Origin of the sequence: Roseibaca sp. Y0-43 (genome assembly GCF_020667835.1) — a bacterium.
Classification (GTDB): domain Bacteria; phylum Pseudomonadota; class Alphaproteobacteria; order Rhodobacterales; family Rhodobacteraceae; genus Roseinatronobacter.
Genome location: NZ_JAFMPR010000003.1, coordinates 128,178 through 142,078, shown reverse-complemented (window position 1 = coordinate 142,078; position 13,901 = coordinate 128,178). Strand labels below are relative to the sequence as shown.

The following is a 13,901-nucleotide window of genomic DNA, read 5'->3' as shown; positions in this document are numbered from 1 at the left end:
CACACAGATGGAAAGCACCAAGATGACCGAGAACGAGACCGCCGCCCAAGGCAATGGCGCACAGCCGCAAGCCCCGAAAGTCAACATGCGCATTCTGGCGCAATACATGCGCGACCTGTCGTTTGAGAATGTCGCCGCCCAGAAAAAGCTGCAAGGCGCAAATGTACAGCCCGACATCCAGGTGCAGGTCAGCCTGGATGCGCAAAAGCGCGACGCGGAAAACCAGTATGACGTCGCCACCAAGTTCAAGATCACGTCCAAGAACAAGGCCGACGATCAGGTTCTGTTCCTGATAGAGCTGGATTATGTCGGCGTGTTCCATGTCGAAGGCGTGCCGCAAGAGCAGCTGCATCCGTTCCTTCTCATCGAATGCCCGCGCATGATCTTCCCCTTCGCGCGCCGCATCATTTCCGATGTCACCCGCGATGGCGGCTTCCCGCCGCTGAACCTGGACACGGTCGATTTCCTCGCGCTCTACCGTCAGGAACTTCAGCGCCAGCAGGCCATGCAGGCCGCAGGTACCGCGCCGGTCGCGAACTAAGACGCTCGCGGCGGGGGCGCCTGCGCCCGCCGCTAGCTATACTTGCCCCAGATCGCGCCCTCGCCCAGTTTTGCCACGAAAGCGGCATGGGCGGCGGCCTCTGCCTCTGTCAGGCGCGAGGGCAAAGGCGCGGGGCGTTTGGGCAAGGGTGCGGCTTGCGTCGTGCCACCTACGGAAACAGGCCCGGTCGAGAGCGCGAAATCGGGCTGCGCACCGCCCAAAAGTTCCAGATACACTTCGGCCAGAATTTCACTGTCCAGAAGCGCGCCGTGCAATGTGCGCGACGAGTTGTCGATCCCGAACCGGCGGCACAGCGCATCCAGCGACGCGGGCGAGCCGGGGAACTTCTTGCGCGCGATCGCCAGCGTATCCACGGCGCGCGCCCAGTCTAGTTCCGCAAGCCCCATGCGCTTCAGCTCGAAATTCAGGAATTTCATGTCGAACGCAGCATTGTGGATGACCAGCTTCGCGTCGCCCACGAAATCGACAAAGGCTTGCCCTACCTCAGCAAAAACTGGCTTGTCCCGCAGCGTGACCTCTCCGGGTTTAGGCGCGCGCGGCTCTGGCAGCAGGTCGGGGCCAATGCCATGCACGCCGAACGCGCCTTCGGGCATGTCGCGTTCCGGGTTGATATATTGGTGATAGGTCCGCCCCGTGGGCCGCAGATTGACAATCTCCAGCGCCCCGATCTCGACAATCCGGTCGCCTTGCTCGGGTTCAAACCCCGTGGTTTCGGTATCCAGAACGATCTCACGCATTGGCCGTGCCCCCCAGCTTTACCACCAGATCTTGCACAGCCGCGCGCGTGCTGTCCATATCGAGTGTTTCGATCACGAAATCGGCGCGGGCGCGCTTTTCCGCGTCGGGCATCTGCCGCGCCAAGATGCGCTCCAACTGCGCCGCATCCATGCCGGGCCGGGCCAGCACGCGGGCGCGCTGCACATCTGGCGGCGCGGTCACGACCAGCACGCCATCCACATTCGCGCCCGTTTCAAACAGCAGCGGAATATCCAGCACCACCAGCGGCCCATCAGCCTGCGCGATGAACGCGGCGCGGTCGGCGGCCACCAGCGGGTGCACCACCGCTTCCAGCTTGGCCAAAGCACTTGGGTCGCGCGCGATCCAGTCTTTCAAGGCCGCGCGGTCTATGCGGCCATCTTGGACGGCCTCGGGGCACAACGCGCCCACGGGTGCCACCGCCGCCCCTTGGTATAAACGGTGCACTGCGGCATCGGCGTCCCAGACCGGCACACCCAGATCGCGGAACATCTGCGCCGTGGTGGATTTGCCCATCCCGATGGACCCGGTCAGCCCCAGACGGTAGGTCATGCGTCCAGCACCGCACGGCGCAAATCGTCCGTCACCTCTGGCCGTAGGCCAAACCAGCGCTCGAACCCCGGCACGGCCTGGTGCAACAGCATTCCCAGACCATCGACCACCGCGCAGCCCTTGGCGCGCGCCTGCGCCAAAAGAGGGGTTTCCAAGGGCGTATAGACAATATCCGTGACCAAGGCAGAGGCCGGTAAAGCGCTGAGATCCATCTCTAGCGCCGGGTGCCCCGTCATCCCCAGAGAGGTCGTGTTCACCAAGGTGCCAAGGTCGGGCAATACCTGCGCATGGTCATCCCATGGCAAAGCCGTGACGCCGAATTCCGCCGCCAAAGCCTCTGCCCGTGCCAAGGTGCGGTTGGCGATGTAGATCCGGGGCACACCCGCATCTTGCAGCGCCACGACAATCGCCCTCGCGGCACCGCCCGCACCCAGAACAAGCGCAGGGCCGCGCGCAGCGTTCCAGTCGGAAGCATTTTGCCGCAAGTTGGCGATAAAGCCATAAGCGTCCGTATTATCGGCATGAATGCTGCCATCCGCGCCAAAACTCAGCGTGTTCGCTGCACCTATGCGCCGCGCCGTGTCGGTCACGTCATGCGCCAGCTTCAGCACCGCCTCTTTATGCGGGATGGTCACATTCGCGCCCACGAAACCCAGACGCGGCAGGGCATGCAGCATATGGGGCAGGTCTTCGCCCTCTATATGCAGGGGCACGTAATGGCCGGGAATGCGCAACTGCCGCAACCATGTGCCATGCAACGCGGGCGAGCGGCTATGCCCCACGGGGCAGCCAATAACACCGGCCAAGGGTATCTTCATCCCGCAATCTCCCCACGCAGGCTGAGGTAGTTCAAAAGCTCCAGCATCGGCAGGCCAAGAATGGTGAAATAGTCGCCCGTCACCTGCGCGAACAACCGCACCCCTTCTTCTTCCAGCTTGTAAGCGCCGACCGACTCGCCAATGCCGGGCCAGTTGCGGGCGATATAGTCATCCAGATAGCTGTCCGAGAAATTGCGCATCGTCAGTCGCGCCACACCCACATGCCGCCAGACGGGTTTGCCGTCATCATACAGAACCGCCGCCGACAAAAGCTGATGCGTCTGTCCCCGTAACGCGGTCAGATGGTCGCGAGCCTGCTCTGGCGTGGTGGGTTTTTCGAACAAACGGCCCTTCAGCGCCAGAACCTGATCGCAGCCCAGAACCAGACCGGGCTGGCGGGCCGATATCTTGCGCGCCTTTCCCTCTGCCAAGGCATCGGCCACATCGCGGGGCGGCGCATCTTCGGCCAGCAGCGCGTCGCGGATCGCGGCTTCGTCTATGCGGGCGGGCTGCACGTCGACCATGACACCCGCGCGGCGCAACATCTCTGCCCGGATGGTAGAGGCCGATGCCAGAACAAGCGCCATGTGGATATCCTTGTGAGCAAAAGACCCATAACACCGGGAGGAAACAGCCCTTCTCCCCAGCGTTCACCCGGTGCTGCCACTTTCCCACATGGCTTGCAAGTTCCCGAGGGCAGTTTTCCCGTTGTGAGCAATGGCCAAGGCGCGATGTGGACAATTCCCTAACGCAGCTTCATCTTGGTTAATGTTCTATTTTTGGTCCAATTTATGCCATTGAAAACATGAGTAAAACTCCGTGAAAATTCCTAACGCGCGACACGAAGCCCTGTGGATAAAATTGTGCAGAATCCAATAATCCCCATATCCACAGCCCCTATCTACATCATCATTTTCTTTTTTCTTTTCTTTATTTATAGAAAGCCGGGAAGGGACCGATCATGCTCATCACGCTTTACCCATGGATCAAGGCACTGCACATCATGGCTGTGATAAGCTGGATGGCAGGCTTGTTCTACCTACCCCGCCTGTTCGTTTACCATGTGGAACGCGGCACCAGCCCAGAGATGAGCGCGACCTTCAAGGTCATGGAAGACAAGCTGCTGCGGGTCATCATGAACCCGGCGATGATAACGGCTTGGGCCACGGGCCTGACCATGGCGGCCATGCCATGGGTCTTGGACCTGGGTGCGATCTGGCCCTATTCCAAGTTTGCGGCCCTTATCGGGATGACATGGTTTCACATGTGGTGCGCCAAGCGCCGCCGCATATTCGAGGCTGACGGCAACACCCTGACCGGCCGCCAATACCGCATGATGAACGAAGTCCCGACCGTGATGATGGTCATCATCGTGATCTCTGTCATCGTGAAAATCTGACCCAGATTGACTTGGGCACGCCTTTGGGTTAAGCGCAGGTCAGCTCTGCCGTCCGGCGGAATGCGCCTCCGATAACACATCGTGACCTTTGACAGCCCCGCAGCGCTTGCGGGCGAAGTGGATTTCCCATGCTCGACACCGATACCGACCAAATCGAACGCCTAAACCTGTCAGAGTTGAAGGCCAAAAGCCCGGCTGAACTGCTGGCGCTGGCCGAAGAGCTGGAGATCGAGAACGCCCCGTCCATGCGCAAGGGCGAGATGATGTTCTCTATCCTGAAAGAGCGCGCCGAAGATGGCTGGGAAATCTCTGGCGAGGGTGTGCTGGAAGTGCTGCAAGACGGCTTCGGCTTTCTGCGCGCGCCGGAAGCGAACTACCTGCCCGGTCCCGATGACATCTATGTCTCGCCCGATGTGATCCGCCAATACTCGCTGCGCACAGGCGACACGGTCGAGGGCGTGATCCAGGCACCTGCCGAAAACGAGCGGTATTTCGCGATCACCAAGGTTACGCAGATCAATTTCGACGACCCGGCCAAGTCGCGCCACAAGGTCCATTTCGACAACCTGACGCCGCTTTACCCGGACGAACGGCTGTGGATGGAAACCGACGATCCCGCCACCAAGGACCGCTCGGCCCGTATCATCGACCTAGTTTCGCCGCTTGGCAAAGGCCAGCGCGCGCTGATCGTGGCCCCGCCGCGCACGGGTAAAACCGTTCTGCTTCAGAACATCGCGCATAGCATCGCCAAGAACCACCCGGAGTGTTACCTGATCGTGCTGCTGATCGACGAGCGGCCCGAAGAGGTGACGGACATGCAGCGCTCGGTGAAGGGCGAGGTGATCGCCTCGACCTTTGACGAACCCGCCACGCGCCACGTTGCTGTGGCCGAAATGGTGATCGAGAAAGCTAAGCGATTGGTGGAGCACAAGCGCGACGTGGTCATCCTGCTCGACTCGATCACCCGCCTTGGCCGCGCCTTCAACACCGTTGTGCCGTCCTCCGGCAAGGTGCTGACCGGCGGTGTGGACGCGAACGCCCTGCAACGCCCGAAGCGTTTCTTTGGCGCTGCGCGGAACATCGAAGAAGGCGGCTCGCTATCCATCATTGCAACCGCGCTGATCGATACCGGCTCGCGCATGGACGAGGTGATCTTCGAAGAATTCAAGGGCACCGGTAACTGCGAAATCGTGCTGGACCGCAAGGTTGCCGACAAGCGCGTCTTCCCGGCCATGGACATTCTGAAATCCGGCACCCGGAAAGAAGACCTTCTCATCGACAAGAACGACCTGCAAAAGACCTTCGTCCTGCGCCGCATCTTGAACCCGATGGGCACGACAGATGCGATCGAGTTCCTGATTTCCAAGCTGAAACAGACCAAGACGAATAGCGATTTCTTCGATTCGATGAACGCCTAAGGCCATGGACACTATTTTCGCACTGGCCTCGGCCCGTGGAAAATCGGGCGTCGCTGTTATCCGCATCTCTGGCCCGCGCGCGCATGCCGTGGCGCGCGCCATGGCGGGCAGCCTGCCACCCATGCGAGAAGCTGGGTTGCGCATGTTGCGCGATGGGGCGGGGGAGCGGCTGGATTCTGCGCTCGTGCTATGTTTCGCGCAAGGGGCCAGCTTCACGGGTGAGGATGTGGCAGAGCTGATGGTTCATGGCAGCCTTGCGACCGTCGCTGCCATAGAGCGCTGTCTGGCCCAAGACCACGGCTTGCGCATGGCGCAGCCGGGCGAATTCACCCGCCGCGCGCTGGATAACGGCCAGATGGACCTGACCCAGGTCGAAGCACTCAGCGACCTTCTGGAAGCTGAAACCGAAAGCCAACGCCGCCAAGCCCTGCGCGTGCTGGATGGCGCCATCGGCAAGGTTGTCGCCCAGTGGCGCGCGCATCTGATCAAGGCTGCGGCATTGGTCGAAACCGCGATTGATTTCGTCGAGGAAGATGTCGGCAATTTCGACGACATGATCCTGGATGAACTGCGCGCCGTGCAGTCGGGCCTTCGCGCCGAACTTGCGGGCCAGCGTGCGCGCGAACGCGTTCAGACCGGGTTCGAAGTGGCGCTTGTCGGCCCCGTCAACGCGGGCAAATCCAGCCTGCTGAACGCACTTGCCGGACGCGAAGCAGCGATCACCTCTGACATTGCGGGCACAACGCGCGACGTGCTGGAAGTGCGCATGGATGTGGGTGGCTATGCCGTAACCTTTCTGGACACCGCAGGCTTGCGTGACATGGCGGAGCAGGTCGAAGCCATCGGTATCGCGCGCGGCAAGGCGCGGGCAGAGCAGGCGGATTTGCGGATCATCTTGCAGCCTGTGAACGATATATCGACAGGTATTGAAGCTGGACCACAGGATATTGTGGTCCGAAGCAAGGCCGATCTGGGGCAGGGCGGTGATGGCGGCATCTCTGTCGTGACCGGGCAGGGTTTGGATTGGCTGCTGGATGAAATCACCTCTCGCCTGTCCGCCATGACAGCGCGCGATGGTGTCACGATCCGTCAACGTCATGCGCAAGCAATGCAACAGGCCGAAGCCGCCTTGAGTGACGCGATTGATAAAATCAGCCAAGATGACTATATCGCCGAACTTGTAGCCGCAGATATTCGCACCGCGATGACAGCCCTCGATTCGCTGATCGGTGTGGTAGATGTGGAAGACGTTCTGGGCGATATTTTCAGCAGTTTCTGCATCGGCAAGTAGGAGTGTTTCACGTGAAACAATTCGATGTAATCGTCGTTGGCGGTGGCCATGCCGGTGTAGAAGCCGCACTCGCAGCAGGTCGCATGGGGGCTAAAACCGCTCTGGTGACGTTTCGCAAAGATGACCTTGGTGTCATGTCCTGCAACCCCGCCTTCGGTGGCTTGGGCAAAGGCCACCTTGTGCGCGAGATTGACGCGCTTGATGGCGCGATGGGCCGCGCATCTGACTATGCTGCAATTCAATATCGGTTGCTGAACCGCTCCAAAGGGCCAGCCGTGCAAGGCCCGCGCGTGCAAGCGGACCGCGCCCGCTATCGTGCGGCGATCTCTCGGGTTGTCGATAGTGCCCCGAATGTTCAGGTGATAGAGGCTGAAGTGACCGCGCTTGTCATCACCGGCGACCGTGTCACCGGCGTTCGGATCGCAGGGGATGCAACGCTTTCGGCCCGTGCCGTGGTGCTGACGACCGGAACCTTCCTTGGTGGCAAGGTCTTCATCGGCGATAAAACTTTCCCCGCCGGGCGCATGGGCAACGCGGCCTCTACCATTCTGGCACAACAATTGCGCGGGCTAGGGTTGCCCATGGGTCGGCTGAAAACCGGCACGCCCCCGCGCTTGCGGCGCAGCAGCATCGACTGGGACGCGTTGGAACAGCAACCGGGCGATGATGCGCCAGAATACATGTCCTTCCTGACCGATCGCACCATCGCGCCGCAAGTCTCTTGCGCTATCACGCACACCAACACTGAGACGCATGAAATTGTGCGCGCGAATCTTGACCGTTCGGCCATGTATAGCGGCCAGATCGAAGGTGTCGGGCCGCGCTATTGCCCGTCGATCGAGGACAAGATCAGCCGGTTCGCCGATAAGGAGTCGCACCAGGTTTTCTTGGAACCCGAAGGGCTGGACGATGACATCGTCTATCCGAATGGTATCTCGACCTCTTTGCCGGCAGAGGTGCAAGAGGCCTATGTCCGCACCATTCGCGGGTTGGAGCAGGTTGAAATCACTCAGCCCGGTTATGCGATCGAATACGATTACATCGACCCGCGCGCGCTGGACCTGTCGCTGCAACTATCTGCACTGAAAGGCTTTTACCTGGCCGGGCAGATCAACGGCACCACGGGTTACGAGGAGGCGGGCGCGCAAGGTCTGGTCGCTGGCCTGAACGCTGCGCGTTTCGCGGCAGATGAAGGCCCGGTCAGCTTTAGCCGATCCGACAGCTATATCGGCGTCATGATTGACGATCTGACTGCGCGCGGTGTGTCAGAGCCGTATCGCATGTTCACCTCTCGGGCCGAATACCGCCTGTCGCTGCGCGCCGACAACGCTGACCAACGCCTGACGCCTTTGGGTCTGGACTGGGGGTGTGTTGGGGAAGAGCGCCGGGACGCGTTCGAAAGCAAGGTTAACGCGCTTGACGCCGCCCGCTCGTCGCTGCGAAGCCAAACCTTCACGCCTGCGCAATTGCAAGCGGCGGGCCACAAGATCAGCGAAGACGGCACGCGCCGCGATGGGTTGGAGCTGTTGGGCCTGACCGGGTTCGGCTTTGATGTTCTGGAAACCCTTCATCCGCCTTTTGCCGAGATACCCGACGCGATCAAAACGCAGCTTTCCAAAGAAATGGTTTATGCAGCGTATCTGCGGCGGCAGGAAAGCCAGATTGCCGCGCTTCGGGCGGATGAGGCAAAGGCAATTCCAGCGGGTTTGGATTACAGTGCGATCAGCGGTTTGTCGCGCGAATTGGCTACGAAACTGGCGGCAGCGCAGCCGAAAACCATGGCGCAAGCGGCGCGGATAGAGGGGATGACGCCAGCGGCCTTGGTGCTGATCCTCGCGCGCCTGCAAAAGCAGGATAAGCGTGCGCAGGCATGACCGAGCGTATTACTGTGCTGGATGTTTCACGTGAAACATTCGAGTCGCTTCAGAAGTTCGAGTCGCTTCTGCGCAAATGGAATCCCCGCATTAACCTTGTGTCGCCCTCGACCCTTGCCGATCTGTGGGAACGCCATATCCTCGATTCGGCGCAGGTCTTTGCGCTGCGTGAACAGCCCGTGCGCCACTGGGTTGACCTTGGTTCCGGCGGCGGATTGCCTGGTGTGGTTTGCGCTGTCCTAGCGAAGGAGCTAGCGCCCGATGCCCGCTTTACCCTTGTCGAAAGCGACAAGCGCAAGGCGGCGTTTCTGGCCGTTTGCAAGCAAGAGCTGGGCCTGAACATGACGGTTCAACCCGTCCGCGCCGAAGCTTTGACCCCGGCCAATGCCGACACCGTGTCGGCTCGCGCGCTTGCCCCCTTGGCCCAGCTTTTGCCCATGGTCGCGCGCCATCTGCACCCAGAGGGTGTGGCGCTTTTGCCGAAAGGGAAATCTTATGAAGCAGAGCTTGAAGCAGCCCGCGCTGAGTGGCAATTTGATCTGGCGGTCCATCCCAGCATGACGGACGCCTCTGCCCGCATCTTGGCCTTGAAGGAAATCAAACGTGTCTAGCTTGACGAAAACACGGGTTATTGCCGTTGCGAACCAAAAGGGCGGGGTGGGCAAAACCACGACCGCGATCAATTTGGCCGCAGCCTTGGCAGAGCAGGGCAACAAGACGCTGCTGATCGACATCGACCCGCAGGGCAACGCCTCTACCGGGCTGGGGATTGATACGAAATCGCGCAAGCACACGACCTATGACCTGGTGTTTGGTGATGCGCCTGCGACCGACATCATGCGGCAAGTGGGCGAATCGTCGCTATGGGTTGTGCCGGCAACGACGGATCTGTCCTCTGCTGATATAGAGCTGATGTCGCGCGCGCGCCGCACTTACCTGTTGCAAGACGCGCTGCGCCAGCCCGCGATCATGCAGGCCGGGTTCGACTACATCCTGATTGATTGCCCCCCGTCGCTGAACCTGCTGACGGTGAATGCCATGGTCGCGGCGCATTCGGTTCTGGTGCCGTTGCAGGCAGAGTTCTTCGCGCTGGAAGGGTTGTCGCAACTGATGCTGTCCATCCGTGAATTGCGCGAAACCGCCAATCCGGGCCTGCGGATAGAGGGCATTTTGCTGACCATGTATGACCGCCGTAACAACCTTGCGCAGCAGGTAGAGGCGGATGCGCGTGACAACCTGGGCGATCTGGTGTTCCAGACGGTGATCCCGCGCAATGTGCGCGTGTCGGAAGCGCCGTCTTATGCCGTGCCCGTGCTGCAATACGATTCGCAGTCGAAAGGAGCGGTGGCCTATCGGGATCTGGCGGCGGAATTGATGGCCAAACATGGCAAGAAGCACACGGAAAGGGCGGCGTCATGAGCGAGCGGAAGCCTGAAAAGCGCGGCGGTTTGGGGCGTGGCCTGTCGGCCCTGATGGCAGATGTGGCTATCGAGCAGCAGAGCGATGCCGCACCAAAAGGGCCGATCGTGAAACTGCCGGTTGAAAAGCTGGTGCCGAACCCGGATCAGCCGCGCCGCCATTTCGACGAGACGGCACTGGCGGAGCTGGCCGCATCCATCCGCGAAAAGGGTGTGATCCAGCCGCTGGTCGTGCGTGCCAAGGGCGCGGATTATGAAATCGTCGCGGGTGAGCGCCGCTGGCGCGCGGCGCAGCGCGCGCAGTTGCACGAAGTGCCGGTTGTCGTGCGCGAGTTTACCGACACCGAAGTGCTGGAAATCGCGATCATCGAGAATATCCAGCGCGCCGACCTGAACGCGGTGGAAGAAGCGCAGGGCTATCGCGCGCTGATCGAACGCTTTGGCCACACGCAGGAAAAACTGGCAGAGGTTCTGGGTAAAAGCCGGTCCTATATCGCCAATGCGTTGCGCTTGTTGAACTTGCCGGATGATGTGCAAGCCCTTGTTCGCGATGGAAAACTAAGCGCCGGCCATGCGCGCGCGCTGGTGACGGCCGATGATGCCGGGGCTTTGGCGCGCAAGGTTGTTGCCGAAGGGCTGTCGGTGCGGCAGGTCGAGGCGTTGATGAAGCGGCCCGCGACAGGTGCCACCGCGAAGCCGCGCCCCAAGGGCAAGGATAGCGACACGCAGGCGTTGGAAAATGACCTGTCCGCGGCCTTGGGGATGAAAGTGTCCATCGAATATGATGGTGGCGGCAAGGGACGGATCACGGTCGCTTACAAGAGCATGGAGCAGTTGGACAAGCTGTGCTCTATTCTTGGGACGCCTAGGTAAGTAATTCGCGCAAAACGCCGTTCAGCACTGCGCGCCCGGCGGGGGTGGCGGTCAGGCGGGGGCCGTTGGTTGTGACCAAGCCCTGAGATAGCAGACCGTCTACGCGCGCCTGGGGCAGGGGTGCCCCGTTCAGCCGGGCGAAGCGATCCATATCTAGGCCTTCGGCCAGTCGCAACCCCATCATGATGTGTTCTAGCGCCTGTTCCTCGGGCGGAATCGCCTCTCGCGGGGTTTCGCCATGGCCTTGGGTTGTGACCTGGTTCAGCCATGTGTTCGGCATAAGCGGGGTCTGCGCGGCCCAGCGGGTGCCGTTCAGCGTCAGCCGCCCATGCGCGCCGGGGCCGATACCTGCGTAATCGCCATAGCGCCAATAGATCAGGTTGTGGCGCGATTGCGCGCCGGGGCGGGCGTGGTTCGACACCTCGTAGGCGGGCAGGCCGTGACGGTCGCAAATTTCTTGCGTTGCCAGATACATATCGGCGGCGATGTCGTCGTCGGGCAGACCGTGCAAGCCTCCCTTCGCGGCGCGGGCACCAAAGGCGGTGCCCGGCTCGATGGTCAGTTGGTAAAGCGACAGGTGGTCGACGGCCATGGACAGGGCTTCGGTCAGTTCCGCCTGCCAGTCGTCAAGGGTTTGGTATTGCCGCGCATAGATCAGATCGAAGCTGACGCGGTCGAACGTGGCGCGGGCGATGTCAAACGCCGCGCGGGCCTCGGATAGCGAATGCATCCTGCCAAGGCGCTTTAAGTCTGCATCGTTAAGCGCCTGAATTCCCATGGAAATGCGGTTCACGCCCCCGGCCGCATAGGCCCGGAAACGTCCTGCTTCGACAGAGGTTGGATTGGCCTCTAGCGTCACCTCCAGATCGTTTGCGGCGGGCCAGCGGGCGCGGGCGCGGTCGATGATCGTGGCGACAAGTTCGGGGTCCATGAGCGACGGCGTGCCGCCGCCGAAAAAGATGGTGTTCAGCACGCGCGGGCCGGTTTCCGCGGCGATCCGGTCAATTTCGGACAGGTAGGCGCGCGCCCAGGCGGATTGGTCCACCTGGGCGCTGACATGGCTGTTGAAGTCGCAATAGGGGCACTTCGCTTGGCAAAACGGCCAATGGACATACAGGCCGAAGCCGCCATTCTGCCAGTCGTCCATGGTTAGCCCTTAAAGGCCGTGACTTCGATTTCGATCAGCATTTCCGGCTTTATCAGCCCTGCGATGACCATGGTCGCGGCGGGGCGGATGTCGCCCATCGCTTCGCCCAAGGCGGGCAGCAGGTCGTCCAGAAGCGCGGCGTCGGTCAGGGTGTATTGCACGCGGACCACATCCTCCATGGCAAAACCACCTTCGGACAGAGCCTTGGAAATGGTCGCAAAGCAGTTGCGCGCTTGATCCGCCACGTTTTCGGGCATGGTCATGGTAGCGTAGTCATACCCCGTCACGCCGCTGACGAAGCACCAATCGCCTTTCACGACGGCGCGGGAGTAGCCCATGGTTTTCTCGAACGGGGAACCTGTAGAGATGCGTTTCATGTGAAACAGGCTTTCATAAGGGCGGCGATGGCTTTGCCGCGGTGGGAAAGGGCGTTTTTCTCATCCGCCGTCATTTCGGCGAAGGTTCGGGCCTCGCCGTCAGGCTGGAACATGGGGTCGTAGCCATGCCCGTCTTGCCCGCGCCGGGGCCAGACCAGTTGGCCATTGGCGTGACCTTCGACCACTTCATCATGCCCATCTGGCCATGCCAGAACCAGCGTGCAGCAGAAGCGCGCGCGCCATGGCTGCGGCGCCTGCGCCTCGATCAGCTTGGCGTGGGTCTTCTCCATTGCCATGACGAAATCGCGGCCATTCGGGGTTTCGGCCCAATCGGCGGTATAGACACCCGGCGCGCCACCCAGCGCCATAACTTCCAGCCCGGAATCGTCCGAAAGCGCGGGCAGGCCGGTCGCACGGGCGGCGGCATGGGCCTTGATCCGGGCGTTGCCCACGAAAGTGGTTTCGGTTTCTTCCGGTTCTGGCAGGTTGTGCTCTGCCGCAGAGGTCACGGTTATCCCTAAGGGCGTCATGATCTGGCGAAACTCTTCCAGCTTGCCCGCGTTATGCGTGGCGATCAGAAGGGTCTTTTCCGTGAACGGCCTCATGCAATCGCGGCTTTCTGCGCGGCGATCAATTCGCCCACGCCCTTTTCGGCAAGGTTCAAAAGCTGTTCCATCTCGGCGCGGCTGAAGGTCGCGCCTTCGGCGCTCATCTGCACCTCGACCATGCGGCCCGAGCCGAGCAGGATGAAATTGCCGTCCACGCCGGCGGTGCTGTCCTCGGCATAATCCAGATCCAGCACGGGCTGGCCGGCATAGATGCCGCAAGACACCGCCGCCAGATGATCGGTGATCGGATCACTGACGATGTCGCCCGCTTTCAGCAGCTTGTTCACGGCCAGACGCAGGGCTACCCAACCGCCGGTAATAGCGGCGCAACGGGTGCCGCCATCGGCTTGCAGCACGTCGCAGTCGATGGTGATCTGACGCTCGCCCAGTGCCGAGCGGTCCACGCAAGCGCGCAAGGAACGCCCGATAAGGCGTTGAATTTCAACGGTGCGGCCTTGTTGCTTTCCCGAAGCCGCCTCGCGCCGCATCCGCGTGCCGGTGGAACGGGGCAACATGCCGTATTCCGCCGTAACCCAGCCCAGCCCGGTATTGCGCAAGAAGGGCGGCGTGCGATCTTCCAGAGAGGCCGTGCACAACACCTTGGTGTTGCCCATGGCGATCAGGCACGATCCTTCGGCATGCATGGTCACATTGGTTTCGATTGAAATTTCGCGGAGTGTGTCTAAATCTCGGCCAGAGGGGCGCATTGCATGTCCTTTCACGGGGGTTGTCCTCCGATACAAGGCGCGCGCGCCGCAATGCAAGCTGTTTGGGCTTGAAATGGCGGTGTTTTTGCAGTGCTCTCTGG

At 61.2% G+C, this 13,901-nt stretch carries 16 protein-coding genes; 8 read left to right on the top strand and 8 right to left on the bottom strand.

Features of this window, described 5'->3' with window-relative positions:
- Positions 1-22 precede the first annotated feature (22 nt).
- Positions 23-541 (top strand): protein-export chaperone SecB, encoded by a 519-nt coding sequence (gene secB / locus J1C52_RS04845; protein ID WP_227426798.1) that lies wholly within the window; start codon positions 23-25, stop codon positions 539-541.
- 32 nt (positions 542-573) lie between these two features.
- Here the strand turns inward: secB and dnaQ are convergent, their stop codons facing one another.
- The 4 genes from dnaQ to J1C52_RS04825 are packed head-to-tail and all read right to left on the bottom strand — an operon-like array spanning position 574 to position 3,275.
- A complete protein-coding gene (gene dnaQ, locus J1C52_RS04840; protein WP_227426797.1) occupies positions 574-1,299 on the bottom strand; it encodes a DNA polymerase III subunit epsilon in 726 nt (241 codons plus the stop codon).
- Positions 1,292-1,870, bottom strand: a complete 579-nt coding sequence (gene coaE, locus J1C52_RS04835; protein WP_227426796.1) for a dephospho-CoA kinase — start codon at positions 1,868-1,870, stop codon at positions 1,292-1,294. The genes dnaQ and coaE overlap by 8 nt, the downstream gene beginning before the upstream one ends.
- Positions 1,867-2,688, bottom strand: coding sequence for a shikimate dehydrogenase (locus tag J1C52_RS04830; protein ID WP_227426795.1), 822 nt, complete (start codon positions 2,686-2,688; stop codon positions 1,867-1,869). Before J1C52_RS04830 ends, coaE begins: the two co-directional genes overlap by 4 nt.
- Positions 2,685-3,275 carry a Maf family protein gene (locus J1C52_RS04825; protein WP_255618385.1) on the bottom strand — a complete coding sequence of 197 codons (591 nt, stop codon included), beginning with the start codon at positions 3,273-3,275 and terminating at the stop codon, positions 2,685-2,687. Before J1C52_RS04825 ends, J1C52_RS04830 begins: the two co-directional genes overlap by 4 nt.
- A 374-nt stretch (positions 3,276-3,649) precedes the next feature.
- Here J1C52_RS04825 and hemJ point away from each other — a divergent pair, with 374 nt between their 5' ends.
- The 7 genes from hemJ to J1C52_RS04790 all read left to right on the top strand — a co-directional run bounded on the left by hemJ (position 3,650) and on the right by J1C52_RS04790 (position 10,961).
- Positions 3,650-4,087: a protoporphyrinogen oxidase HemJ gene (hemJ, locus tag J1C52_RS04820; protein ID WP_227426794.1), complete on the top strand. Its 438-nt coding sequence runs from the start codon at positions 3,650-3,652 to the stop codon at positions 4,085-4,087.
- A gap of 128 nt (positions 4,088-4,215) precedes the next feature.
- On the top strand, positions 4,216-5,505 hold the full coding sequence (rho, locus tag J1C52_RS04815) for a transcription termination factor Rho (RefSeq protein ID WP_227426793.1): 1,290 nt from the start codon (positions 4,216-4,218) through the stop codon (positions 5,503-5,505).
- Positions 5,506-5,509: 4 nt separating this feature from the next.
- Positions 5,510-6,796 carry a tRNA uridine-5-carboxymethylaminomethyl(34) synthesis GTPase MnmE gene (gene mnmE, locus J1C52_RS04810; protein ID WP_227426792.1) on the top strand — a complete coding sequence of 429 codons (1,287 nt, stop codon included), beginning with the start codon at positions 5,510-5,512 and terminating at the stop codon, positions 6,794-6,796.
- Positions 6,797-6,798: 2 nt separating this feature from the next.
- Positions 6,799-8,670 carry a tRNA uridine-5-carboxymethylaminomethyl(34) synthesis enzyme MnmG gene (mnmG, locus tag J1C52_RS04805; RefSeq protein WP_227426791.1) on the top strand — a complete coding sequence of 624 codons (1,872 nt, stop codon included), beginning with the start codon at positions 6,799-6,801 and terminating at the stop codon, positions 8,668-8,670.
- Entirely contained in the window at positions 8,667-9,281 is a 615-nt protein-coding gene (gene rsmG, locus J1C52_RS04800) for a 16S rRNA (guanine(527)-N(7))-methyltransferase RsmG (protein ID WP_227426790.1), read from the top strand. The genes mnmG and rsmG overlap by 4 nt, the downstream gene beginning before the upstream one ends.
- A complete protein-coding gene (locus J1C52_RS04795; RefSeq protein ID WP_227426789.1) occupies positions 9,274-10,089 on the top strand; it encodes a ParA family protein in 816 nt (271 codons plus the stop codon). Before rsmG ends, J1C52_RS04795 begins: the two co-directional genes overlap by 8 nt.
- On the top strand, positions 10,086-10,961 hold the full coding sequence (locus tag J1C52_RS04790; RefSeq protein ID WP_227426788.1) for a ParB/RepB/Spo0J family partition protein: 876 nt from the start codon (positions 10,086-10,088) through the stop codon (positions 10,959-10,961). Before J1C52_RS04795 ends, J1C52_RS04790 begins: the two co-directional genes overlap by 4 nt.
- Here the strand turns inward: J1C52_RS04790 and hemW are convergent.
- From hemW to rph, 4 genes are read right to left on the bottom strand one after another with little or no spacing between them, the layout of a single operon-like run.
- The gene (hemW, locus tag J1C52_RS04785; RefSeq protein WP_227426787.1) at positions 10,954-12,108 is read right to left on the bottom strand and encodes a radical SAM family heme chaperone HemW; all 1,155 of its coding nucleotides are present in this window, start codon (positions 12,106-12,108) and stop codon (positions 10,954-10,956) included. The genes J1C52_RS04790 and hemW overlap by 8 nt on opposite strands.
- Before the next feature lie 2 nt (positions 12,109-12,110).
- Positions 12,111-12,485: a RidA family protein gene (locus tag J1C52_RS04780; RefSeq protein ID WP_227426786.1), complete on the bottom strand. Its 375-nt coding sequence runs from the start codon at positions 12,483-12,485 to the stop codon at positions 12,111-12,113.
- Positions 12,482-13,090 carry an RdgB/HAM1 family non-canonical purine NTP pyrophosphatase gene (rdgB, locus tag J1C52_RS04775; protein WP_227426785.1) on the bottom strand — a complete coding sequence of 203 codons (609 nt, stop codon included), beginning with the start codon at positions 13,088-13,090 and terminating at the stop codon, positions 12,482-12,484. The genes J1C52_RS04780 and rdgB overlap by 4 nt, the downstream gene beginning before the upstream one ends.
- Positions 13,087-13,800: a ribonuclease PH gene (gene rph, locus J1C52_RS04770; protein ID WP_227426983.1), complete on the bottom strand. Its 714-nt coding sequence runs from the start codon at positions 13,798-13,800 to the stop codon at positions 13,087-13,089. The genes rdgB and rph overlap by 4 nt, the downstream gene beginning before the upstream one ends.
- Positions 13,801-13,901 lie beyond the last annotated feature (101 nt).